We start from the raw sequence: 23,096 nt of genomic DNA, 5'->3' as shown, positions 1-23,096 counted from the left end.
AATCAATGAGTTGCAAGACTGTATGGCAGTTTTGTCTTTATGTGAGGCAATATCTTGCCAGGGTGCCTGTTGCCGATTGGCACGAACCGGTAGGCAGCAAGCACAGCCATGCACTGTGACCGGAGGGTGTTGTACTGGTAAATCTGAGTGAAATACCTCAGTATCACCTCCGCATGGTAATCGGGCTGCAAAGGATGTAGCCCTAACCCTGTGAAAAGTATTCATGCTCGTTTTCAAGGAGGAAGATGGCTGTGATATTCCCGTACTCACGTTCAGTCATTTCATTTGCTCCAGAAGGCGTTTGCCTTTTATCAGGCATACCCGCATGACATTTTAACCCTTAGTAAATGGAATAGCTGAATGAAAATAATTTCTGGCATTATGGCCCTGATGCTTTCGACCTTGTGTTTTGCGAAAGAAGTTCAAGTAGCCGACACGGGTATAACATTTGAAGCGCCCGATGATTTTGGCCCTTTATCGCAGGAGATACTGGATTTCAAGTGGCCTCAAAGCCGTGCTCCGAGGTGGGTTGTCGGGAATGAAACGGGTAGTACTACAATTGCCTATGACCTCAAGCCTCATGACATTTCGGGAGCTCCGATGGAGGCGCTTATGGGGGATTTTGCAGCGACTTTTGAGCGAGTCGTGCCTGGAGTGGAGTGGAAGAAGCAGGAAGTGATCCATTTGTCGGGACGCGACTGGATCTATTTCGAAGTAACGTCCAATGCGATTGATACTGATATTTACAATATTATGCTGGTAACCAGCTATGGGAAAGAGATGTTGTTATTTAACTTCAATTCTACAAAAGAAGACTTTCCTCAATACGAAAAGGCGCTGAGGAATAGCGTTAATACAATTAAAATTCCATAGGTTTTATCATTTGTAATTTTTACGAGCCATATTTTTATATGGCTCGTTTTATCTTATATGGACCATCCTTGATGGACATATTGCTTCGTCGCTTACAGCCTTTTGATGCTTTTAGGCATACACTACCCGCTCCTGAATCAATCTGTATTTGGCCTCTATGTCCCGTACCGAACGCCTGCTCGATATTCTCCAGATTTTACGTCGTCATCGCCGACCGGTAAGAGGTGCCGTGTTGGCTGAGGAAACCGGTATTTCCCTGCGTACGCTGTATCGGGATATTGCCACTCTCCAGTCGATGGGCGCAGAGATTGATGGCGAGCCCGGTCTTGGTTATGTGCTTAAGCCCGGTTTTCTTTTGCCGCCGCTGATGTTTTCGCCTGAGGAAATCGAGGCGCTGGCGTTGGGGCTGAAGTGGGCGGGGACACGTACTGATGGGCCTCTGGGGCAAGCGGCGCGGGATGCCATGGCAAAACTGGGTGCAGTATTGCCGGATGAGCTGCGCCGTCGGTTTGATGACGATGCGCTGGTGGTTGTGCCCTGTGGTCCACAGCCTGTGCGTGAAGACCTGCCGCTGATACGCAAGGCGTTGAGCGATGAGTGTAAGCTGTTGTTGGATTATTCGGACCAAAAAGGCGCCAAAACCCAGCGTATTGTCTGGCCGGTAACGGTCGGGTTCTTTGATTCTGTTCAGGTGCTGGCAGCCTGGTGCGAGCTGCGTGATGACTACCGCCATTTCCGTATCGATCGCATTCAGGGGGCTCAGCTACTGACCGAGAAAACGCCCAGACGTCGCTCCCAAATGATGAAAGAGTGGCGAAAAACACTGCTGACAGAAACTGACAGTGGTGGGCAGTAAAGTCTCCTCACACACATCAAGTGAAAGGAGACACCCATGACCAAAGAATTGATTCTGTATACCCACCCTCAGTCCCGTGGCGCCATTGTGCAGTGGATGCTGGAAGAAATTGGCCAGCCATATTCCGTACACGTACTGGACTACAGCTCAACCATGAAAGCCCCTGAATACCTGGCTCTGAACCCCATGGGTAAGGTGCCGGCGCTTAAACATGGTGATGTTGTCGTCACCGAGACTGCCGCGATTTGTGCATACCTGGCGGATGCCTTCCCGCAAGCTGAACTGGCGCCCGCGCTCGAAGACAGGGGCGAATACTACCGTTGGCTGTTCTTTGCTGCAGGCTGTGGCGAACCGGCCATGTTTGATCATGCTGCGGGATGGATTCCGGAAACAGACGAGCTTCAGAGCAGCCTGGGGTACGGTACTTTCGAGAAGACGTTTGACACTCTGGCCAGCTGGTTGGCTGATCGGTCCTATGTGGCCGGTGATCGATTTACGGCGGCTGATGTTTATGTGGGATCGCTGCTTCGTTTTGGCATGGACTTCAATCTCATCCCGCGCAAGCCGGAATTTGAAGCCTACGTCGCTCCTTTCCTTGAGCGTCCGGCCCGACAACAGGCTGATGCCAAAATCCAGGCATTGATGAAAGAGGGTGGCTGATCGGGCGCAGACGTTTTGGACTGTGCTTAACGCTCCGGTAAGTTCGCTGTCAGGCATAAAAAAGCCCGGCTCATTGGCCGGGCTGAAAGGGCATCAATCAGTTGCTTAATGCTTAGTTCAAACGCTCAAAGACGGTGGCGATACCCTGGCCCATGCCGATACACATGGTGGCCAGGCCCAGAGTGGCGTCCTGCTGTTCCATCACGTTGACCAATGTGTTGGAGATACGGGTACCGGAACAGCCCAGCGGGTGGCCGAGGGCAATGGCGCCGCCGTTCAGGTTGACCTTGTCATCTACCACATCCTGCAGGCGCAGGCCCTTCACGACAGCCAGCGCCTGTGCGGCAAAGGCTTCGTTCAGTTCGATCACGTCCATATCCTGTATGGTCAGGCCTGCGTTCTTCAGTGCTTTCTCACTGGCTGGCACCGGGCCGTAACCCATGATGGACGGATCACAGCCGGCAACGCCCATGCCGATCACGCGGGCGCGGGGCTTGAGGCCCAACTCCTGTGCGCGTGCGGCAGACATCATCAGCATGGCTGAAGCGCCATCGGAGAACGCGGAGGAAGAGCCAGCTGTTACGGTACCGCCCTTGGGCATGAAGGCTGGCTTGAGGCCGGCCAGCGTCTCGACAGTGGTTTCCGGACGAATCACTTCATCACTGGTGACCAGGCTCTTGAAGCCCTGTTTGTCGTGGCCTTCCAGCGGCAGGATCTCGTTATCCCAACGGCCTTCCAGGGCGGCCTGGTGCGCGCGCTGGTGCGAGCGGGCGGCAAAGGCGTCCTGCTCTTCACGGGAGATGTTGTTCATTTTGCCCAACATTTCAGCGGTCAGGCCCATCATCATGGATGCCTTGGCGATCTGCTTGGACATGGCCGGGTTCACGTCGATGCCGTGCAGAATTGAAATGTGACCCATGTGCTCAACACCGCCGACCATGAAGGTATCACCGTTGCCGCTGGCGATTGCCTGGGCCGCAGTGTGCAGAGCCGACATGGAGGAGCCGCAGAGACGGTTGACCGTCTGGCCAGCGACCGAGTGCGGCAAACCAGCCAAAAGGGCAGCGCTGCGGGCCACGTTGAAGCCCTGTTCCAGGGTCTGGTTCACACAGCCCCAGATCACATCATCGATGCTTGTTGGGTCCAGTGCTGCGTTACGGGTCAGCAGGCCTTTCATCAGGGCCGCAGACAGGTCGTCAGCACGTACGTTGCGGAAGGAGCCGCCCTTGGACTGGGCCATGGGGCTGCGTACCCCGTCGATGATAACGATATCGTTGGGTTTAAGACTCATCGGTTGTTCTCCTTATCCAAAGTAGGTCTGGCCGGCGGCTGCCATGGCGCGCATTTTGTCGGTCGGCTGGTAGAGTTTGCCCAGTTCTGCATGCTGGTCAGCCAGATCGCAGAATGCCTGCAGACCCATCTGATCGATGTAGAACAATGCACCGCCACGGAACGGCGGCAGGCCGATGCCGTATACCAGGCCCATATCCACTTCGGCAGGTGTTTCGACGATGCCATCTTCCAGGCAGCGTACAGATTCAATGCACAGCGGGATCATCATGCGGGCAATGATCTCTTCATCGCTGAATTCGCGGGCCGGGCCGACCACGCCTTCCAGCAGAGCCGACAGTTCTTCATCAACCAGCTTCTTCGGTTTGCCCTTGCGGTCCGGCTCGTAGCGATAGAAGCCCTTGCCGTTTTTCTGACCCAGACGCTGTTCCTTGTAGAGACGGTCGATCACGGTTTCGCCTTCATTGCGCATGCGATCCGGGAAGCCATCTGCCATTACTGCTCCGGCGTGCTTGGCGGTATCAATGCCGACCACATCGAGCAGGAAGGCCGGGCCCATGGGCCAGCCAAAGCGTTCCATCACCTTGTCTACCTGACGGTAATCGGCGCCGTCACGCATCAGCCCGGTAAAGCCCGCGAAGTAGGGGAAGAGGATACGGTTGACCAGGAAGCCCGGGCAGTCGTTAACCACGATAGGCGTTTTCCCCATGGCCTTGGCGTAGGCTACGGTGCGGCCAATGGCTGACTCAGAGCTTTTCTCGCCGCGGATAACCTCAACCAGCGGCATCTGGTGTACCGGGTTGAAGAAGTGCATGCCGCAGAAGTTTTCCGGCTTTTTCAGGGCCTTGGCCAATTCCGTGATGGAGATGGTGGAGGTGTTGGAGGTGAGGATGGCACCTTCCGGCAATTGGGTCTCCACCTCGGCCAGCACGCTCTGTTTGATCTTCGGATTCTCGACCACGGCTTCGACGACCAGGTCCACATTGCCGAAATCGCCATAGCTCAGGGTCGGGCGGATACGGCTCAGGCTGGTGGCCAGTTTGCGACCGTCAATTTTGCCGCGTTCCAGTTGCTTGTTAAACAGTTTGGAGGCTTCGCTAAGACCCAGCTGCAGGGCATCCTCACTGATGTCCTTCATCAGAATCGGCGTGCCGCGAGACGCGCTCTGGTAAGCGACGCCACCGCCCATGATACCGGCACCCAGCACTGCGGCCTGGCGCACCGGCTCGGCATCGGCTTCATAACGCTTGCTGGTGCGCTTGATCTGCTGATCTTTCAGGAACAGGCCGACCAGTGCCGGTGTGACCTCATTGGTGGCCAGCTTGGCAAAGCCTTTGGCTTCAACCGCCTGGGCATCATCACGGGTCATGTTGGCGTGTTTCTGGATGGACGCCAGTGCTGCCATCGGTGCCGGATAATGTGGGCCGGCCTTGGCACCGATCATGCCCTTGGCCGATTCAAACGCCATCATCTGTTCGATCTGGTTCAGTTTGATCGGGCTCTGCTTTTCGGTACGGCGTGCCTGATAATCGAACTCGCCGGCGACGCAACGGCGCAGCAGGTCCAGAGCGCCATCGCGCAGCAGTTCGGGGTCGACGATAGCGTCTACAGCACCCACTGCCAGAGCATTTTTCGCGCGCTGTTCGGTACCAGCGCAGATCCATTCGTTGGCATTATCCACGCCGATCAGACGCGGCAGGCGCACGGTGCCGCCCCAGCCCGGGTAGATACCCAGTTTGACTTCCGGCAGGCCGACCTTGGCGTCGCTGTTCATGACACGGTAGTCACAGGCCAGGCAAAGCTCGAAACCGCCCCCAAGCGCGACGCCATTTATGGCAGCCACTGTTGGGCAGGGCAGGTCTTCGATGCTGTTGAATACGGCGTTCATCTGCTGCAGGCCGCTGGCAATTTCATCAGCGCCGGCTGAGAACAGACCGACAAATTCGGTGATATCGGCACCGACAATGAAGCTGTCCTTGTCACTGCGAACCAGCAGGCCTTTAAGGTCGTCCTGAGCTTTCAGGGTGGTAACGGCCTGTTGCAGTTCAGCCATGGTGGCCTGGTTCAGTTTGTTGACGCTATCGTCCCGGCTGGCAAAGACCAGCTCATACAGCCCGGGTTCGATGGCAGCCAGTTGTATTGCTTTTCCTTCCATCAACATGGTCAGACTCCGTGGCAATCGCGGTCGGTGATTGAATTGCATGACCGCAGGTTGTCATTGTTAAGTGTGATTCCGGCAGGCTTAGCCATTGTGCTGTTCTGCCGGTACATATCTGTGTGGGATGTATTTGCGTACTGTGTACTCGTGACGTGACCAGCCGTGGCAGCTGTCGAGCAGCAGGTTTTCCGCCAGCTCCATCACGTCTTTCGCATCGCTTGGCCACAGGGTTTGAATCGCAGTGGTGGCCAGTGGCGCGAGCAGCTCGTGCAGGTGTGTACAGTTGTGAATGCCGTTGAACAGCTCCTTGGCTTCCCGATGCCAGCCCGGCCCGATGCGGGTGCCTTCGAGCTGGGCGAAACGCTTGGCAATGGCTGGGCACTGGGGGAAGGGCGAGGCATCAATCACCGCTTCCACCGCATGAATCTTCATACCGCGGTCGATGGTGAGGCGCATCCACATATCGTGGAAAGGCTCACCGGCGCTGACATAGCCACCGCGCTCCGCGTTATCCAGGTCATAGGTTTTGATATCGGTGATATGGGCCTCGATATCCCAGAGGCCGTCGTCACGCTCATAGCCATCACACTGCACCTGGCGGCGGTGGTGAAGGCGTCGACGAGTTGGTTTTGTTAGCGGCATCGACGACTCCTCAGGCCACGTCCTGGTGACTGTTTTTGAGCATGCGGCGCAATATCTTGCCCACGTTGGATTTGGGCAGTTCCGGCACAAACTCGATCACCTTGGGCACCTTGTAGGCGGTCAGGCGCTCGCGGCACCAGTCACGAATGGCCTGCTCGCTCAGCTGGTCATCGCGGGTGACGGCAAAGACTTTCACCACCTCGCCGCTGACCGGGTCGGGTACACCGATGGCGGCGCATTCGACGATGTCAGGGTGTTCGGTAACGATGTCTTCCACTTCATTGGGGTAGACATTGAAGCCTGACACGATGATCAGATCCTTGGCGCGGTCGACGATACGCAGGTAGCCGCCTTCTTCCATCACCGCAATATCGCCGGTGATCAGGTAGCCATCATCGGTAAAGCTGGCGCGAGTGGCGCTTTCGTTATGCCAATAGCCGGCCATCACCTGAGGTCCGCGTACACAGAGTTCGCCCGGCATGCCTTCGAGTACGGCTTCACCGTCGCCGCCCATGATGAAGACTTCGGTTTCCGGAACCGGGCGGCCGATGGTGCCACAACGAATCGCTTCGGGCGGGTTAATGGAAACCGCCGGAGAAGTTTCGGTGAGGCCATAGGCTTCGATCACGGTACAGCCAGTGACCTTGCGCCATTGCTCGCCTGCCGCATGGGTCAGCGCCATGCCGCCAGACAGGGTCATGCGCAGCTTGCTGAAGTCCAGGGCACGGAAGTCTTCGTTGTTGCACAACGCCACAAACAGGGTGTTGAGGCCGAGGAAGGTGGTGAAGGGCCAGTTGCCGATCTCCTTGACCAGTCCCGGCAGGTCGCGCGGATTGGGAATCAGGATGCTGTGCCCGCCGCTGGCCATAATGATCTGTGCCACGGTGAAGGCATAGATGTGATACAGCGGCAGCGGGGCGATGACGTTAGCGGCCCAGTCGCTGGCGACATCACGGATGATCACGTGGCCCTGCAGCATATTGGACAGCAGGTTGGCGTGCGTCAGCATGGCGCCCTTGGATACGCCGGTGGTGCCGCCGGTGTATTGCAGTACCGCCAGGTCACCGGGTTTGCGCTCTACCTTTTCATAGGGTTTATCGATGTGGCTGAGCAGCGCGGTGCGCAGGCTGATGGCTCCCGGCAGAGAGTACTTGGGCTCCATCTTCTTGATGTATTTTACGGCCGCATTCAGCAGGTGGCGCTTCACAAAGCCGTGCAGGTCACCCACCTGGGTGACGAATACGTTCTGGATATCGGTTTTGGCAAGGATCTTTTCGGCGTTGTGCGCCATGCTCTTGTGGATCACCAGAGCCTTGGCACCGCTGTCGCGGAACTGGTGTTCCATCTCTGAAGGGGTGTACAGCGGGTTGGTGTTCACCACAACCAGGCCGGCCCGCAGGGCACCAAAGAGCACTACCGGGTACTGAATCAGGTTGGGTAGCTGGACGGCGATACGGTCACCGGGCACCAGGTTGGTTTCCTGCTGCAGGTAAGCCGCAAAGGCCGCCGACAGCCGGTCCAGTTCGGCGTAGCTCAGTGTACGGCCCAGACTGGTAAAGGCAGGACGCTCGGCGTAGCGCTGGCATACGTCGGCGAAGAAATCAGTGATGGCTTCATATCCTTCGGGGTTGAGCGAGGGCGGGATATGCTGGCCGTTGTCGTTCATCCTAATCATGTTCATGCCCATATGCTTGTTGTTGTGAGGGCTGTTCTGTCGGGCAGTTTTCATTGCCAGACAATTGGGCGTTGCCAAGGTGCTTTGTCTTGGCAGCGGTGGTTGACCGATCTCCCTGGAAAACCACCGCGTTTGTGCTTTAGAAGATGAAGTTGTCTTCCGGCAGCTCCATCAGGTTGTCGGAACCGGACAGCATGGTTTCGACCAGGCCACGGGTGCGCGGCAGGATGCGTTCAAAGTAGAAGCGGGCGGTGGTCAGTTTGCTGCGGTAGAACGCTGCATCACCTTCACCGGCGGCCAGCTTCAGCTGTGCAGCCTGTGCCGAACGTGCCCAGAAGTAAGCCAGAGTGACATAACCGGAATACATGACGTAATCCACGGAGGCAGCACCGACTTCTTCCTTGTTCATCATAGCCTTCATACCGATCTGCTGGGTCAGATCACCCCATTCGCTGTTCAACTTGGCCAAAGGACCGGTGAATGCGCGCATTTTCGGGTCTTCTTCGGCTACCTTGCAGAACTTGTGAATCACCTTGGTGAAACTCTTTAGCGTTTCGCCCTGGGTCATCAGCACCTTGCGGCCCAGCAGGTCCAGAGCCTGGATCTGGGTGGTGCCTTCATACAGCATGGAGATACGGCAATCGCGAACGTTCTGCTCCATACCCCATTCGCTGATGTAGCCGTGGCCACCATACACCTGCAGGGCATGGTTGGCGCTTTCGAAACCGACCTCGGTCAGGAAGGCCTTGGCGATTGGGGTCAGGAAGGCCAGCTGGGTATCGGCATTGGCTTTTTCCTCACCGTCGGCCAGCTTCACCTTGTCCACCAGCATTGAACAGTAGTAGATCAGTGCACGACCGCCTTCTGCGAAAGCTTTCTGCGTCAGCAGCATCTTGCGTACTTCAGGGTGCACTATGATCGGATCGGCGGCCTTATCCGGCGCAGCCGGGCCGGTCAGGGCACGCATCTGCAGACGCTCACGGGCGTAGGGCAGGGAGTTCTGGAAGCCCCATTCGGCATGGGCCAAGCCCTGCATGGCGGTACCCAGGCGTGCGGTGTTCATGAAGGTGAACATGCAGTTCAGGCCCTTGTTGGCCGGGCCGATCAGGTAACCGGTGGCGGCATCAAAGTTCATGACGCAGGTGGAGTTACCATGGATACCCATTTTGTGCTCGATGGAGCCACAGTTAACGGCGTTGCGCTCACCCGCACCGCCATCGGCAGTCGGCAGGTGCTTGGGTACGATAAACAGGGAAATGCCTTTGGTCCCGGCCGGGGCATCCGGCAGGCGTGCCAGTACGATATGGACAATGTTGTCGGCCATGTCGTGCTCGCCGGCAGAGATGAAGATCTTGGTACCGCTGATGGCGTAGCTGCCATCGGCATTGGGTTCGGCTTTGGTGCGCAGCAGGCCAAGGTCGGTACCGCAATGAGGCTCGGTCAGGCACATGGTGCCGGTCCACTCGCCGGAGACCAGCTTGGTCAGGTAGGTCTGCTTCTGCTCTTCGGTGCCGTGTTCTTCCAATGTATTCATGGCACCGTGGCTCAGGCCCGGATACATGCCCCAGGCCCAGTTGGCGGTGCTGGTCAGTTCGCTGACCACCATGCCGAGGGAGTCTGGCAAGCCCTGGCCACCCCATTCGGGGCTGTGCGACAGTGAAGGCCAGCCGCCTTCAACAAACTGCTGATAGGCTTCACGGAAGCCGGTGGGGGTTGTGACCTTGCCGTCTTCAAAGGTGCAGCCTTCCTGGTCACCCACCTGATTCAGCGGGGCCAGAACACGCTCAGCGAATCGGGCGCCTTCTTCAATAATGGCGCTGACCATATCCGGTGTCGCTTCTTCGCAGCCCGGCAGCTGACTGTAATGCTGCTCGAAATCCAGCAGATCGTTGAGTACGAAATGAATGTCTTTCTGTGGAGCCTTGTACTCGGGCATGGTGGTGAACCCCTTGTGTTGTTATTGGGCTTGGACACTCTCGGGTGACGTTGAGAGGTCTTTCAGTGTTGCACCAAGCATCAGGGATTCCGCTGGCCAAGCCAATGACATTTCACGCCAGTTGCACTGGCATTTATTGTCATTTGGCTTCTAAGCCCCATGTTTACCTAGGGTTGATTGAAGTTTGTATGTTTTTAAAGGTGACATTATCGGTCAATCGACTGTCATAATATGACAAGCAAGGGCTATGGCTTGCGTGTTTGCGTTGCTTATACAGTTTGTGCGCATAAAGGATTCACTTTTGCAGGCAGAGGGTTGATTTATAAGGTAAATCCGTTGAATATCCCGCCTGCGCAAGGAAGGCGCTGGTGCACAGGGATAAAGTGTGCTCAGCTGTTTGCATACGGTAGTCTCTATGCGTCTTGTTTTGCCCCTGATCCTCGCGGTTTCGGCGACGTTCGCCGCCGCGGATACCCCATCGTCTTTTTACTCCGCCAAGAAAATTCTCGCCAAAGAGGTGTATCAGAATTCTGATCGCATCACCTTTTATTGTGGCTGTCATTACAGCGAGCAGGCGGTCTCCAATAAACCGGGGCGGACCCGTTTGACGCCTGCCGCCGATAGTTGTGGCCTCAAGCCGCGCAAGAATGCCAACCGCTCCGGGCGTATCGAGTGGGAACATGTGATGCCCGCCTGGGAGTTTGGCCATCAGTTGCAATGCTGGCAGGAGGGCGGCCGCAAGAACTGCCGCAAGGACCCGGTGTTCAAGCGGATGGAAGCGGATCTGTACAACCTGGTTCCGGCCGTGGGTGAACTCAATGGCGACCGCAGCAATTACCGTTTTGGCATGATCGCCGGCGAGCCGCGTGCCTATGGCCAGTGTGACTTTGAAGTGGACTTCAAGGCCCGTGTCGCCGAGCCGCCAGAGCAGGTTCGTGGCGACATTGCCCGTACCTACTTCTACATGGCCGAGCGTTACGGTGTACGCCTGAGCCGCAAACAGGAACAGCTGTTTACCGCCTGGTCATCGCTGGACCCGGTAGATGAAGCGGAGCGGGCGAGGGCGCGCCGTATCCAGGCCATCCAAGGGCACCCCAACCCCTTTGTTGAACCTGATGTGATGCAGGCGAAGCGCTAACACTTCAGCGTGCACGGGAGCGTGACGAAAATCCGTACAGGGCTTCGTCACGTTCGGCTTCCAGAGTCACCAGCGCCTGCGCCATCCCCGGGTGGTCGGTGAGATAGTGGCGTTTTGCTTCCGCGACCTGCTTGTCAAACCGGTGGTGAATATTGCTGCGCTCTTTGGAAACCGACTTGGCGGAGAGCGCGCGCCTGAGGTTGGCGTCAATGCGTCGATTCACCTGTTTGAGCAGGGCCTTGTTGTCATATCCGACAAGACGCCGTGTCAGTGCTTTCAGCTCTTTGTAGCGGGTTCTGATCGCTTCTCTATTCACTTCAAGTGCTGCGTCGGTTTTTGTCCGCGTGCTTTTCGCGGGCTTAGCAGAGTCATCAGGCACCAGCGTCGCGCTGTTGACCCTGAATGCATCTTTGGGAACAGGCTTGGCATCAGCGCTGCACGGCATATCGGAGTAAATCTTGCGACCGTCTGGGCCTTCGCATTTATAGATGTCGGCGCTGGCTGGCATGCTGATACCCAGCGTAAGCAGAAGGGTGAAGTGGGGCAGTGTTTTCATAGGTCCATCCTTGATTGTGGCGTATTAGCGGCGTATCCATGCCGAGCTTTAAACCTCATGTTAAACGATCCAAAAGGCTTTGCTCATGCGCCATTGGTGGTGTTTCTACCTCACCACCGGCAGTGAGCGCCAGTTGGTGGTGTAGGCAGGCGATACGTGCAGACGTTTCATGCGCCACTCTTTCTGTACGCCTTGTCCGGCCAGAAATAGCCGGCCCTTACCGCTGTGGTTGATCTTGTCCAGTACCGACATCAGGGCCTTGGCGTTTGGGCGTGTATGGGCATCATCAAACAGGCCGGGCTGATATACGCCGGGTTCGTAGAAGTCGGTCAGCATGACCCCTGCTTTCATGTAGCGGTATCCCTCCTTCCAGCTGGAGCGCAGCAAACGTATTGCTGCGGCGACGAGGTCGCGGGTGTCATCGGTGGGCAGCGGGAGTTCGGCACCCAGTGACGGCATATATTGTGGTTCTGCGGGGTTATGCCGGTTGGTGCGCATAAACAGGTTGATGCGCTTGGCTGTTTGGCCTTCTTCGCGCAGTTTTTCGGCGGCCCTGACCGTGTATTCACAGACGGCTTCGCGCATGGATTGGAAGCAGGTAATACGTTCACCAAAGGATCGGCTGCAGATGATCTGTTGTTTGGTGGGCGTTACATCCTCCAGTGACAGGCAGGATTCGCCATTGAGCTCGCGCACTGTGCGCTCCAGCACGACCGAGTATTGCTGGCGGATGGTTTTGGGGTTGCAGCAGGCCAGGTCCAGTGCGGTCTTGATGCCATCTTTGTATAGCCGTTTGCTCAGCCGTCTGCCGACGCCCCAGACCTCATCGACCGGGACCAATTGCAGCAGGCGTCGCTGGCGTTCCGGGCTGGTCAGGTCGACCACGCCACCGGTGGCGGGGTAGCGCTTGGCAGCATGGTTAGCCAGTTTGGACAGTGTCTTGCTTGGCGCTATGCCGACACAGACGGTAATGCCGGTCCATTGTTGTACGGTGGTGCGAATATGGCGACCGAAGTCCGCCAGCGTTGCCACCGACTCCATACCACTGAGATCGAGAAAGGCTTCATCAATGGAATAGATCTCTACGCGTGGGGATTCCTGTTCCAGGATACTCATCACTCGTGCCGACATATCGGCATAGAGCGCGTAGTTGGAGGAAAACACGGCCACGCCCTGTTGTGTCAGGTAAGGCTCGATCTGATAAAAGGGGACGCCCATCTTGATACCCATCGCCTTGGCTTCGGCGGAGCGGGAAATAATACAGCCGTCGTTATTGGACAGTACCACGATGGGTACGCTTGCCAGGTCTGGCCGAAAGCGCCGCTCACATGCGGTATAGAAATTGTTGCAGTCCACCAGAGCGAATACCGGGTTCATCGGTCCGGCCTGCGCAGCGAATGAATCACATTGGTGACCACGCCAAAGACATCCAGCTCGCAATCCTCGGGCAAACGGATAGGGCGATAGGCCGGATTACGGGGTAGCAGGCGCGTATGGGGCTTGAGTTCCAGCTGTTTGACGGTGAATTCACCATTCAGGCTGGCGATCACGATATCGCCGTGCCGGGGTGACAGGGAAGAATCCACTACCAGGATGTCGCCGCTGAAGATGCCAACCTCAATCATTGAGTCGCCCTCGGCGCGCACGAAATAGGTGGCGGCCGGGTGGTGGATGCACAGGTCGTTCAAATCCAGTGTCTGCTCAACATAGTCCTGCGCCGGGGAAGGGAAGCCGGCCTGTACCCGCTCCATAAAGAGCGGTATGGACAGGGATGTGTGCGTGCTGGCACGCGCCAGAATAACCGCGTTCATCGATAGATACTCAAATACTGTATAAATAAACAGTATTATAGTCTTTCTCGGGCGGATGGCCATACCAGGGCTGTGGCGAATTGATTCAGGGCAGCTCGTTATCCTGCTTGACCTTCCCATTGTGGGAAGGTTTATAGTCAAGCAATATCATCATGAGATGCTTGTAAGGAGGCAGCTGATGGATACCGAGACACAACAGAAACAGTCGTCGATAAGCCTGCCGATTGAGGGAATGAGCTGCGCTTCCTGTGTTGGACGCGTAGAAACCGCACTGAAGAAGGTTGAGCATGTGGAAGAGGTTGCCGTCAATCTGGCGACCGAGCGTGCCGATATACGCGGCGATGACCAGCTGGATGCAGGGGCACTGATCGAAGCGGTGGAGAAAACAGGTTATACCGTGCCAGCGACCACGACCGAGCTATCGGTTGAAGGCATGAGCTGTGCTTCCTGCGTTGGCCGGGTAGAGCGTGCCTTGCAAGCGGTGCCCGGTGTGGTGGAAGCGAACGTCAACCTGGCCACCGAGCGCGCCAGTATTCGCAGTAATCTGCCTGCAGAAACTCTGATCGCGGCCGTGGCCGATGCCGGCTACAGCGCCAGTGAAGTGGATCGAACCGGTGCCGAGGCTGAAGAAGGCGACGACAAGAAAGATGCCGAATTGGCCGGGCTTAAGCGTGATCTGACGATTGCGGCAGTGCTGTCGCTGCCGGTCTTTGTTATCGAAATGGGATCCCACGTGATTCCCGGCATGCACGGCCTGATTGCCGATACGATTGGCATGCAGTTGAGCTGGTACATTCAATTTGTACTGGCAACACTGGTGCTGTTCGGGCCTGGGCGACGCTTTTTCAGCAAGGGCATACCGGCATTGTTGAGGGGCGCACCGGATATGAACTCGCTGGTGGTGCTGGGCACCTCCGCTGCCTGGGGGTATTCGGTTATTGCGACCTTTTTTGCCGGGTTGCTGCCGGAAGGGACCGCCAATGTCTATTTCGAAGCGGCTGCTGTGATCGTCACCCTGATTTTGCTGGGGCGATTCTTCGAGGCGCGGGCAAAGGGCCGCACCTCACAGGCGATCAAGCGTCTGGTAGGGCTGCAGGCCAAAACAGCTCGCGTTATTCGTGATGGCAAAGCCGTTGAAATTGGCATCGGGGAGGTGCAGCCTGGCGATCTGGTCGAAGTGCGTCCCGGTGAGCGCATCCCGGTGGACGGTGAGGTGACCGATGGCGACAGCTATGTCGACGAGTCGATGATCACTGGCGAACCCGTGCCCGTGGCGAAAGCGACGGGAAGCGAAGTTGTAGGCGGCACCGTCAACCAGAAAGGCGCGCTGACTTTCAAGGCGACCGCTGTTGGCGGCACAACCGTGCTGGCCCAGATTATTCGCATGGTTGAAGAGGCTCAGGGCTCGAAGTTGCCCATCCAGGGGTTGGTGGACAAGGTCACCATGTGGTTTGTACCGGCGGTGATGACGGCGGCACTGCTCACCTTCCTGGTGTGGTTTTTCGCGGGGCCGGAGCCGGCCTTGAGTCTGGCACTGGTGAATGCGGTGGCGGTTCTGATTATCGCCTGCCCCTGTGCCATGGGGCTGGCCACTCCGACCTCGATCATGGTGGGCACCGGGCGTGGTGCTGAAATGGGTGTGTTGTTCCGCAAGGGTGAAGCGCTCCAGCTGCTGAAAGATGCCAAAGTCGTCGCGCTCGACAAGACGGGTACGCTGACCGAGGGCAAGCCGGCACTGACGGACCTGGAAGTGGCGGAGGGCTTTGAACGCAGCGATGTCTTGGCGAAGATTGCCGCCGTGGAATCCCGCTCGGAGCACCCCATCGGACGTGCGATTACCGAGGCGGCTGAAAGTGAGGGGCTGTCGCTGCCGAAGGTTGATAGCTTTGAATCCGTGACCGGTTTTGGTGTCAAGGCACAGGCTGACGGCGTGTCAGTGGATATCGGTGCCGACCGCTACATGAAAAAGCTGGGCCTGGATGTAGCGACCTTTTCTGATGTGGCGGAACGCCTGGGTGATGAAGGTAAATCACCGCTGTATGCCGCGATTGACGGCAAACTGGCAGCGATTGTGGCAGTCGCTGACCCGATCAAGGAATCTACACCTGAGGCAATCAAGGCACTGCACCGCCTGGGGTTGAAGGTGGCGATGATTACCGGTGACAACCGCCGTACAGCAGAAGCCATTGCCAAGCAGCTGGGCATTGATGACGTTGTGTCTGAAGTGCTTCCGGAAGGAAAGGTGGATGCGGTGAATACGCTCAAATCCCAACATGGCAAGTTGGCTTTTGTCGGTGATGGCATCAACGATGCGCCGGCACTGGCGGCGGCGGATGTCGGTATGGCCATAGGCACAGGGACTGATGTGGCCATCGAGGCGGCGGATGTGGTGCTCATGTCCGGCAGTCTGGGCGGTATCCCCAGCGCCATTGCGCTGTCACAGGAAACCATCCGCAATATCAAGCAGAACCTGTTCTGGGCCTTTGCCTATAACACGGCGCTCATTCCGCTGGCAGCAGGGGCGCTCTATCCGGCCTTTGGCCTGCTGTTGTCACCCATCTTTGCTGCTGCAGCGATGGCGCTGTCGTCAGTCTTTGTGCTGACCAATGCGCTCAGGCTGCGCCGTTTCAAGGCGCCGACTCAGGCAGCTTGAGGCCAAAGATGGTTGGAAATTGATCGTATACGCAAGGGGGCAACATGAATATAGGTAAGGCGTCTGAAGCATCCGGTGTGTCGGCGAAAATGATTCGCTATTACGAATCGATTGAGCTGATTCCCGAGGTATCCCGGACCGCAGCCGGCTATCGGGATTATTCGGACAAGGATGTACACCGCCTGCGCTTTATCCGGCGTGCACGGGACCTGGGCTTCTCGGTTGACCAGATGTCTGAGCTGCTGGCGCTGTGGCAGGATCGTGACCGAGCCAGTGCCGACGTCAAACGCATCGCTCTTGAGCATGTGGCCGAACTGGAGCGCAAGGCGCAACAGTTGATGGAAATGAGCGAGACACTGTCCCACCTGGCAGGCAACTGTCAGGGGGATTCTCGACCCGACTGTCCGATAATCAACGAACTCTCTGAAGGATGGGGAAGCGAGAAGGGTGATGAAACGGCCGGTTCCGGGTGCGGCAGCAACAAGGATAAGCCGGAGGATTGACTCGTAATACTAGGGAAAGGCGTGACAGGAGCTGAAAAAGGATTGTCAGGAATACAAAAGGCTGTCCCGGGCGCAGATGCTTGGGGCAGCCTTGGCGGAAGCGGGTCTCAGGCGTGGCCCTCAGGCATTGGTTGCCTGGTTTTCGTAGCCGGCTTCTCGAATGGCATCACTGATCGCCGCAAACTCGGTTTCGCTTTTGACGGTCACTTCGCCAGTAGCCACATCAGCGGACACCTCGGCTTGAGAATCCAGTGCCTTGACGGCTTTTTCGATAGCAGACACGCAGTGGCCGCAGGACATGCCGGTAACCTTGAGATGGTGCATTGTTAACCTCCTTTGGGGATTGAATGACTAAGACGATAGACCTTCCAACGATGGTAAGGTCAAGAGGGTTTTAAAGATCTCGACTTAGTGGCGTGCCTGACGCCACTGCGAGGGTGATTGCCCTGTCCAGCGCTTGAAGGCCCGACAAAACGCAGCCGCTTCGGCAAATCCGCTCTGTTCAGCTACTTCCTGCACACTCAGATGCTCACTGGCCAGCAACTTTAATGCGAAATCATGACGCAGGTTTTCCTTGATCTGGCGAATAGAAGTGCCTTCGTGCATCAGCTTGCGGCGCAGAGTGCGCGGAGCGATGGCAAGCAGCTGGCTGATATCGTCCAGCTCCGGCATCTGCTCAAGGTCATAGCGTTGCAGCAAAACGCGAATACGCGTTTGCAGGCTGTTATCGCGCACGGGCCGGTGCAGTACTACCGCAGGGCAATCTCGCAGAAACGCCTGTAACTCAACCGCGTTGCGAATAATTGGCAGCTGCAGATAGCGCGGGTGCAGATAAAAGCCTGAACAGGGCTGTTCGTAAATCAGTTCACCCAAATACATGGCGCGATACTCCCGCGCATGGGTCGGTGCAGGGTAGCCAAACACCGTACTGGCAATGGGAATCTGCTGACCCACCAGCCAACTGGCAAAGCGTTGCCACATCAACATGATGAACTCCTGCAGAAAATGATCAGCATCCTCGCCCTGATGACGCAGGTGCAAGCGGAAAAACACCAAAGGCGTCTGGCTGGAACCTTCAAGCTCCAGACCAATATCCAGATCATCCGACAGGGCAGAGTACATCCGTGCACTCTGCTTGAGCATCCCGCCGAGTGTGTTGGCCCCTTGGGATAATTCGGCGGCCAGTGAAAACACGCCGCGCTTACAGATATGTGGCGATAGCGCCATAAACTCATCGTTGGTCGCCCGCCAGGCTGCTTTCACCAGCTCACTGAGTTGTCGTTCGGTAATCAATTTGTCGGGGCTATCAAGCCAATGACCGGGAATATCCGCTTCTGCTATAAGCCTTTTGGCATCTGCGCCCTGTCGCAAAGCACCGCCAATACTGGCCCGAATGTAGTGGTTGGCAATATGAGCCTTGTCGGATGAGCGCCGGGTGTCGGGCGGGAGCATGGCATTCCACCTGTTTTGAAACGGATAGTCAGGAGCAGTGTGCAGGTATTGGCCTATTCGATCAATTAAAAAGACCCCAAGGGTCATTCAAAGGACAAGGCTTAGCCTCTTTAATGGTGCAAAAGGTCAACCGGCCGGTGGCCCCTACAGTAAAAACAACAAAAGGGCTGAGCATGAATACACAGGCAACGTCAGTTGTTGCCCCAGAGGCGGGCAATGAAGATAAGGCACTGTTTGAAGAGATGGTGCGTCGCATCCTGCAACAGGAAGTGGCACCGGATTATGAAGCCTGGGAAGAGGCTCATCAGGTGCCGCGTGAACTCTGGAACCGCCTGGGCGAGGCCGGGCTGCTGGGTGTAGATCTGCCCGAATCTCTGGGCGGTTCTGAGGCTGGCGTCGAAATCTGCCTGATGATCTGTGAAGAGATGTCGCGCCAGGGCTTTGGTGGCCTGGCCAGTGGCTACAACATCCACGCCAACATCGTAATGCCCTACATTCTTCACCTTGGCACTGAGGCTCAGAAACAACATTGGCTGCCCCGTATGGCCAGTGGTGAAGTCTTGGGTGCCATCGCCATGACCGAACCGGGAGCCGGCAGTGATCTTGCCGCCATGCGCACCAGCGCCGAGAAAGTCGAGGGTGGTTGGAAACTGAATGGTGCCAAGGTGTTTATCACCAATGGTCAGCTGGCTGATCTGGTGATTATCTGTGCCAAGACCGACCCCAGTGCCGGAGCCCGTGGCGTATCCCTGTTCCTGGCAGATACCTCGCTGCCCGGTTTTTCCCGTGGCAAGTCGATCCGCAAAATCGGCCAGCACGCCAGCGATACCGCCGAACTCTTCTTTGATGATCTGATTCTGCCGAATGACGCCCTGTTGGGTGAGCCGGGACAGGGCTTTGTGTATCTGATGCAGGAGCTGGCGCGCGAGCGTCTGGGCGTTGGGGCTCAGGCCCTGGGTGCCATCGAGGGTGCGCTGCAGCTAACGCTTGAGTATGTGCAGGAGCGCCGCGCCTTTGGCCAGCGCATAGCGGATTTTCAGAACACCCGCTTCAGCCTAGCGCAGGTACGTGCGGAGCTGGAAATGGGTCGCGCCTATTTCAACCAGTGTCTGCAACGCTACCAGCAAGGTGAAATGAACGGGACCGATGCGGCAACGCTGAAGCTGATGCTGAGCGAGATGCAGTGTCGTTCCATAGACCGCTGTTTGCAGCTGTTCGGTGGCTACGGCTACACCCTGGAATATCCGATCTCTCGCTTCTATGTGGATGCGCGCATCCAGACCATTTATGCCGGTACCTCGGAAATCATGAAAGAGGTGATCGCCCGCGACATGTTGGGTCGAGCAGGCTGAACCGATAACAATAAAAAAGGGATAATCATGATGACCGATACAATCAAACTTCAGGATGTTGTCATTGTGGCCGGCGCCCGCACCGCCATTGGCGATTTTGGCGGTAGCCTGTCTGCGTACAGCCCGGCCGAGTTGGGCACCTTCGCAGCGAAGGCTGCGATCGAGCGTTCCGGTGTGGATGCCGGCGAGATCGACCACTCGGTATTTGGTCACATCATTACGACCAGCCCGCAGGATGTTTACCTGTCACGGCATATTGCGTTGAATGCCGGACTGCCCGACAGCTCCGCAGCCTTGAACGTGAACCGTCTGTGTGGTTCCTCAGTCCAGTCTTTGATTTCGACCGCTCAACTGATCCAGTCCGGTGCCAGCACGATTGCGCTGGCCGGTGGTGCCGAGAGCATGAGCCGGGGGGCTTATCTGTTGCCGAGCATGCGCACAGGACAGCGTATGGGAGATGCCAAGGCGTTGGATATGACACTGGGCATTCTCAGCGATCCTTTCGACAGTGGGCATATGGGCGTAACGGCAGAAAATATCGCCGAGCAGTACGGTTATACCCGTGAAGAAATTGATCAGTACGCCTGTGATAGCCATCACAAGGCGGCCGCCGCCATTGCAGCAGGGCATTTCAAATCGCAGATCGTTCCGGTGCCTGTTCGCAAGGGCAAGGAAACCCTCATGTTTGCAGAAGATGAGCATGTGCGCGGTGATGTGAGCCTGGAAAGCCTGCAAAAACTGCGACCTGCGTTCAAGAAAGATGGCCTGGTAACAGCCGGTAATGCTTCGGGCATTAACGATGGTGCCGCTGCCATGGTGATGACCTCCCTGCAGGTTGCACAGGCACGTGGGCTTGCCCCCATGGCTCGTATCCTTGGCTATGGGTTCGCAGGCGTCGAACCCCACTTGATGGGCCTGGGGCCGATTCCGGCGGTGAAAAAGGCGCTGCAGGCGAGCGGCCTGCGTATGTCCGATATCGATATCGTCGAATCCAACGAAGCCTTTGCCTCGCAGGCCATGGCTGTGTCCCAGACACTGGAATTTGATCCTGCGACTGTGAACGTGAACGGCGGTGCCGTGGCGCTGGGGCACCCGGTGGGTGCCACCGGTAGCCTGATTACGCTTAAGGCACTGTATGAACTGGAACGCCAGAATAAACGCCGTGCACTGGTGACCATGTGTATCGGTGGTGGCCAGGGTATTGCCCTGATTCTGGAGCGGCTGGGAGGTGCAGCATGAGCAATATTCAGGGAATCAGGCCGATTAAAACGGTCGCCGTGATTGGTGCGGGTGTGATGGGCGCGGGAATCGCGGCACAGGCAGCCAACGGCGGTGCGCGCGTTATCCTGCTGGACATCCCGGCCCCAGACACAGCGCCGGGTGATACCGCCGAAGCACGCAATGCCATTGCAGCGGGTGCCCGTGTGCGCATGCTGAAAGCGGGCTCCAGAGGCGCATTGATGGATGTGTCCGTGGCTGAACGTATTCAGATCGGCAACATTGATGATGATCTGGAGATGCTGGCCGAAGCGGACTGGATCATCGAAGTGGTAGTGGAACGCCTGGATATCAAGCAGGACCTCTACCGCCGCATCGAGCAGGTACGTGCAGCTGATGCCGTGGTGTCCTCGAACACGTCGACCATCCCGCTGGAAACCCTGATGGAAGGCATGCCTGGGACCCTGCGCGAACACTTCGTGGTAACGCACTTCTTCAATCCGCCACGCCATATGCGCTTGCTGGAACTGGTCAGTTCGGATGAAACACGCCCTGAAGTCGCTGAGCGCGTAGATGCCTTTATTGACCATTGCATGGGCAAGACCGTGATCCGCTGTAATGACCGCCCCGGGTTTATTGCCAACCGGTTGGGTGTTTACTGGATGCAGGTAGCACTGCAAGAGGCGGTTGCGCTGGGCCTGAGTGTGGAAGACGCCGATGCCGTGATGCAGGTCTGTGGTTTTCCCAAAACCGGTATTTTCGGGCTCTGGGATCTGGTCGGCATTGACCTGATGCCTGAAGTGACCTCCAGCCTCAGCCGGCTCTTGCCAGAAACAGATTCCTTCCAGGCGTACGCATCACCGGTGCCGGTCATTAACGGCATGGTCAAAAACGGCTGGTTTGGTCGCAAGGGGCGCGTTCTCCAGGGGTTCTATCGTCAACGTCTGGATGACGATGGTCAGAAGATAAGAGAGGTATTGGACCTGGACAGACTCAGTTACCGGGTCCCTCAGGCCTCCCAACTGGCATCGGCCCAACTGAAACCGGGACAGCTGGGTGAGCTTATGCAAGCGAATGACAAGGGCGGCCGCTACGCACGGCAGGTGCTGACAAAAGTGTTGGACTACGCTTCATGGCTGGTACCCGATGTGGCGGCTGAAATCAGCTCAGTCGATGCGGCCATGCGTTTGGGCTACAACTGGCGCTATGGCCCCTTTGAGTTGATGGATCGCATTGGCATGACAGCGCTTACGGAGCAGATGCATGCCAGTGGGACAGAACTGAGTCCGTTCATGCAACAGGCTGCAGGGCGTAACTGCTATCATGAAGGTCAGCAGCTCGATGAACAGGGTCTCTACCAATCCCATCAGCCGGCAGCAGGCATTATTGAATGGAGCAAGATCCGTCAGCAGACACCCGTACGCACCTTCACACAAAGTGTCCTGCATGAACTGAATGCCGATATCTGGTGTCTGGCCTTTACCAGCCGCGTAAACGCCCTGAGTAACCAACTGCTGGATGAGATTGAAACAGCCCTCGCCGCTGCGACCTCAAGGAATAAAGCACTCATTTTCTACAGCGACAGCGGTATTTTTGCTGCCGGTGCCGATCTGAAGGAGTTTCTGCAGCTTTCAGAACAGGAGACTGGGCTGGATACCTACATGCGTCGCGGGCAACAGCTGTTTGCCGCCATTCGTAACGCCGATATTCCGGTAGTTGCGGCCGTGGCTGGCAAGGCCTTGGGCGGTGGCGTGGAGCTGATGTTTCACTGCCACGGCGTGCAGGTTCATGCCGAGTCGTCACTGGGGCTGGTTGAGTCCAGCGTCGGTATCGTGCCGGGTTGGTGTGGCTGCAAGGAACTGCTGGCACGCACTCAGGAGCGTTTTGGCAGTGAGGCTGCTGTCGAGAAAACCTTCGAATTGATCGCTAATGCCCAGGTAACCGGTTCAGCCATTGAAGCCCGCGAACGGGGCTTCCTGCGCGAAACTGATGGCATCAGCATGAACCGGGACCGCTTGCTTTCTGATGCGGTCACCCTGGCCCGTCGCTTACGCAACGTCGATGACCGCACCCGCTTTAACAACCTGACTGCGCTAAGCGCGGGTTCACCGCAATTGAATGGCGAAGAAAACAGCTATCAATATGAGTTGGAAGAGCAACTCCTGCAGTTACTGAATGCAGCCGCCACACCCGGATGGTATGACACCTTCGGTGACCTGGAGCGTGAGTGCAATCTGCTATTGCTGCAAAACCCCGCATCACGACAGCGAATGGAGCATCTGCTGGCGACCGGCAAGGTGTTGAACGACTGAGCTAGGCAACA

Annotated in this window: 19 protein-coding genes; 9 read left to right on the top strand and 10 right to left on the bottom strand. The window is 57.0% G+C overall.

The features are described 5' to 3' along the window. Positions 1-360 precede the first annotated feature (360 nt). The 3 genes from O3C79_RS11890 (at position 361) to O3C79_RS11880 (ending at position 2,389) form a co-directional block, all read left to right on the top strand. The gene (locus O3C79_RS11890; protein WP_010323146.1) at positions 361-873 is read left to right on the top strand and encodes a hypothetical protein; all 513 of its coding nucleotides are present in this window, start codon (positions 361-363) and stop codon (positions 871-873) included. Positions 874-1,030: 157 nt separating this feature from the next. Beyond that, a complete protein-coding gene (locus O3C79_RS11885) occupies positions 1,031-1,729 on the top strand; it encodes a helix-turn-helix transcriptional regulator (protein ID WP_494383268.1) in 699 nt (232 codons plus the stop codon). A gap of 36 nt (positions 1,730-1,765) precedes the next feature. After that, positions 1,766-2,389, top strand: coding sequence for a glutathione S-transferase family protein (locus O3C79_RS11880; protein ID WP_494383267.1), 624 nt, complete (start codon positions 1,766-1,768; stop codon positions 2,387-2,389). A gap of 112 nt (positions 2,390-2,501) precedes the next feature. On the opposite strand, the gene fadA is transcribed toward O3C79_RS11880, so the two are convergent. The 5 genes from fadA to O3C79_RS11855 form a co-directional block, all read right to left on the bottom strand. Beyond that, positions 2,502-3,680 carry an acetyl-CoA C-acyltransferase FadA gene (gene fadA / locus O3C79_RS11875; protein ID WP_076462238.1) on the bottom strand — a complete coding sequence of 393 codons (1,179 nt, stop codon included), beginning with the start codon at positions 3,678-3,680 and terminating at the stop codon, positions 2,502-2,504. Between the two features lie 12 nt (positions 3,681-3,692). Beyond that, positions 3,693-5,840, bottom strand: coding sequence for a fatty acid oxidation complex subunit alpha FadB (gene fadB, locus O3C79_RS11870; RefSeq protein WP_494383266.1), 2,148 nt, complete (start codon positions 5,838-5,840; stop codon positions 3,693-3,695). An 81-nt stretch (positions 5,841-5,921) separates the two neighbouring features. Beyond that, positions 5,922-6,479 (bottom strand): DUF2889 domain-containing protein, encoded by a 558-nt coding sequence (locus tag O3C79_RS11865; RefSeq protein ID WP_494383265.1) that lies wholly within the window; start codon positions 6,477-6,479, stop codon positions 5,922-5,924. A gap of 10 nt (positions 6,480-6,489) precedes the next feature. Continuing rightward, positions 6,490-8,154 carry an AMP-binding protein gene (locus O3C79_RS11860; RefSeq protein WP_494385794.1) on the bottom strand — a complete coding sequence of 555 codons (1,665 nt, stop codon included), beginning with the start codon at positions 8,152-8,154 and terminating at the stop codon, positions 6,490-6,492. Between the two features lie 139 nt (positions 8,155-8,293). Continuing rightward, on the bottom strand, positions 8,294-10,090 hold the full coding sequence (locus tag O3C79_RS11855) for an acyl-CoA dehydrogenase C-terminal domain-containing protein (RefSeq protein WP_494383264.1): 1,797 nt from the start codon (positions 10,088-10,090) through the stop codon (positions 8,294-8,296). Between the two features lie 415 nt (positions 10,091-10,505). On the opposite strand from O3C79_RS11855, the gene O3C79_RS11850 reads away from it, so the two are divergent. Then, a complete protein-coding gene (locus O3C79_RS11850; protein WP_494383263.1) occupies positions 10,506-11,228 on the top strand; it encodes an endonuclease in 723 nt (240 codons plus the stop codon). 4 nt (positions 11,229-11,232) lie between these two features. On the opposite strand, the gene O3C79_RS11845 is transcribed toward O3C79_RS11850, so the two are convergent. From O3C79_RS11845 to umuD, 3 genes are all read right to left on the bottom strand, one after another. Then, complete coding sequence (locus O3C79_RS11845; protein ID WP_494383262.1) at positions 11,233-11,784, bottom strand: DUF4124 domain-containing protein; 552 nt, start codon at positions 11,782-11,784, stop codon at positions 11,233-11,235. A 105-nt stretch (positions 11,785-11,889) separates the two neighbouring features. Further along, positions 11,890-13,161: a translesion error-prone DNA polymerase V subunit UmuC gene (gene umuC / locus O3C79_RS11840; protein ID WP_494383261.1), complete on the bottom strand. Its 1,272-nt coding sequence runs from the start codon at positions 13,159-13,161 to the stop codon at positions 11,890-11,892. Continuing rightward, the gene (gene umuD / locus O3C79_RS11835) at positions 13,158-13,595 is read right to left on the bottom strand and encodes a translesion error-prone DNA polymerase V autoproteolytic subunit (RefSeq protein ID WP_010323162.1); all 438 of its coding nucleotides are present in this window, start codon (positions 13,593-13,595) and stop codon (positions 13,158-13,160) included. The genes umuC and umuD overlap by 4 nt, the downstream gene beginning before the upstream one ends. Before the next feature lie 178 nt (positions 13,596-13,773). On the opposite strand from umuD, the gene O3C79_RS11830 reads away from it, so the two are divergent. Together O3C79_RS11830 and cueR are read left to right on the top strand one after the other, a co-directional pair. Continuing rightward, positions 13,774-16,248 (top strand): heavy metal translocating P-type ATPase, encoded by a 2,475-nt coding sequence (locus O3C79_RS11830; RefSeq protein ID WP_494383260.1) that lies wholly within the window; start codon positions 13,774-13,776, stop codon positions 16,246-16,248. Positions 16,249-16,292: 44 nt separating this feature from the next. Continuing rightward, on the top strand, positions 16,293-16,751 hold the full coding sequence (gene cueR, locus O3C79_RS11825; RefSeq protein WP_076462257.1) for a Cu(I)-responsive transcriptional regulator: 459 nt from the start codon (positions 16,293-16,295) through the stop codon (positions 16,749-16,751). A gap of 120 nt (positions 16,752-16,871) precedes the next feature. Here the strand turns inward: cueR and O3C79_RS11820 are convergent, their stop codons facing one another. Next, positions 16,872-17,075, bottom strand: coding sequence for a heavy-metal-associated domain-containing protein (locus O3C79_RS11820; RefSeq protein ID WP_494383259.1), 204 nt, complete (start codon positions 17,073-17,075; stop codon positions 16,872-16,874). An 84-nt stretch (positions 17,076-17,159) separates the two neighbouring features. Next, entirely contained in the window at positions 17,160-18,203 is a 1,044-nt protein-coding gene (locus tag O3C79_RS11815; protein ID WP_494383258.1) for an AraC family transcriptional regulator, read from the bottom strand. Positions 18,204-18,376: 173 nt separating this feature from the next. Between O3C79_RS11815 and O3C79_RS11810 the strand changes: the two genes are divergently transcribed. Genes O3C79_RS11810 through O3C79_RS11800 form a run of 3 tightly spaced genes read left to right on the top strand, consistent with a single transcriptional unit; the run spans position 18,377 to position 23,085 of the window. Then, complete coding sequence (locus O3C79_RS11810) at positions 18,377-19,555, top strand: acyl-CoA dehydrogenase family protein (protein WP_494383257.1); 1,179 nt, start codon at positions 18,377-18,379, stop codon at positions 19,553-19,555. Positions 19,556-19,585: 30 nt separating this feature from the next. Next, complete coding sequence (bktB, locus tag O3C79_RS11805) at positions 19,586-20,794, top strand: beta-ketothiolase BktB (protein ID WP_494383256.1); 1,209 nt, start codon at positions 19,586-19,588, stop codon at positions 20,792-20,794. Beyond that, the gene (locus O3C79_RS11800) at positions 20,791-23,085 is read left to right on the top strand and encodes a 3-hydroxyacyl-CoA dehydrogenase/enoyl-CoA hydratase family protein (RefSeq protein ID WP_494383255.1); all 2,295 of its coding nucleotides are present in this window, start codon (positions 20,791-20,793) and stop codon (positions 23,083-23,085) included. The genes bktB and O3C79_RS11800 overlap by 4 nt, the downstream gene beginning before the upstream one ends. The last annotated feature ends 11 nt before the right edge of the window (positions 23,086-23,096 follow it).

Source organism: Marinobacterium sp. NO-S09 (assembly GCF_059179545.1).
Note: the sequence above shows the minus strand (reverse complement) of the source record. Positions and strands in the feature narration are given on the sequence as shown.

What these genes read in the sequence shown, in the direction of transcription:
- O3C79_RS11890 (WP_010323146.1), top strand. Translation starts at nt 361, where the DNA reads ATGAAAATAATTTCTGGCATTATGGCCCTGATGCTTTCGACCTTGTGT.
- O3C79_RS11885 (WP_494383268.1), top strand. Translation starts at nt 1,031, where the DNA reads ATGTCCCGTACCGAACGCCTGCTCGATATTCTCCAGATTTTACGTCGT.
- O3C79_RS11880 (WP_494383267.1), top strand. Translation starts at nt 1,766, where the DNA reads ATGACCAAAGAATTGATTCTGTATACCCACCCTCAGTCCCGTGGCGCC.
- fadA (WP_076462238.1), bottom strand. Translation starts at nt 3,680, where the DNA reads ATGAGTCTTAAACCCAACGATATCGTTATCATCGACGGGGTACGCAGC.
- fadB (WP_494383266.1), bottom strand. Translation starts at nt 5,840, where the DNA reads ATGTTGATGGAAGGAAAAGCAATACAACTGGCTGCCATCGAACCCGGG.
- O3C79_RS11865 (WP_494383265.1), bottom strand. Translation starts at nt 6,479, where the DNA reads ATGCCGCTAACAAAACCAACTCGTCGACGCCTTCACCACCGCCGCCAG.
- O3C79_RS11860 (WP_494385794.1), bottom strand. Translation starts at nt 8,154, where the DNA reads ATGATTAGGATGAACGACAACGGCCAGCATATCCCGCCCTCGCTCAAC.
- O3C79_RS11855 (WP_494383264.1), bottom strand. Translation starts at nt 10,090, where the DNA reads ATGCCCGAGTACAAGGCTCCACAGAAAGACATTCATTTCGTACTCAAC.
- O3C79_RS11850 (WP_494383263.1), top strand. Translation starts at nt 10,506, where the DNA reads ATGCGTCTTGTTTTGCCCCTGATCCTCGCGGTTTCGGCGACGTTCGCC.
- O3C79_RS11845 (WP_494383262.1), bottom strand. Translation starts at nt 11,784, where the DNA reads ATGAAAACACTGCCCCACTTCACCCTTCTGCTTACGCTGGGTATCAGC.
- umuC (WP_494383261.1), bottom strand. Translation starts at nt 13,161, where the DNA reads ATGAACCCGGTATTCGCTCTGGTGGACTGCAACAATTTCTATACCGCA.
- umuD (WP_010323162.1), bottom strand. Translation starts at nt 13,595, where the DNA reads ATGAACGCGGTTATTCTGGCGCGTGCCAGCACGCACACATCCCTGTCC.
- O3C79_RS11830 (WP_494383260.1), top strand. Translation starts at nt 13,774, where the DNA reads ATGGATACCGAGACACAACAGAAACAGTCGTCGATAAGCCTGCCGATT.
- cueR (WP_076462257.1), top strand. Translation starts at nt 16,293, where the DNA reads ATGAATATAGGTAAGGCGTCTGAAGCATCCGGTGTGTCGGCGAAAATG.
- O3C79_RS11820 (WP_494383259.1), bottom strand. Translation starts at nt 17,075, where the DNA reads ATGCACCATCTCAAGGTTACCGGCATGTCCTGCGGCCACTGCGTGTCT.
- O3C79_RS11815 (WP_494383258.1), bottom strand. Translation starts at nt 18,203, where the DNA reads ATGCTCCCGCCCGACACCCGGCGCTCATCCGACAAGGCTCATATTGCC.
- O3C79_RS11810 (WP_494383257.1), top strand. Translation starts at nt 18,377, where the DNA reads ATGAATACACAGGCAACGTCAGTTGTTGCCCCAGAGGCGGGCAATGAA.
- bktB (WP_494383256.1), top strand. Translation starts at nt 19,586, where the DNA reads ATGACCGATACAATCAAACTTCAGGATGTTGTCATTGTGGCCGGCGCC.
- O3C79_RS11800 (WP_494383255.1), top strand. Translation starts at nt 20,791, where the DNA reads ATGAGCAATATTCAGGGAATCAGGCCGATTAAAACGGTCGCCGTGATT.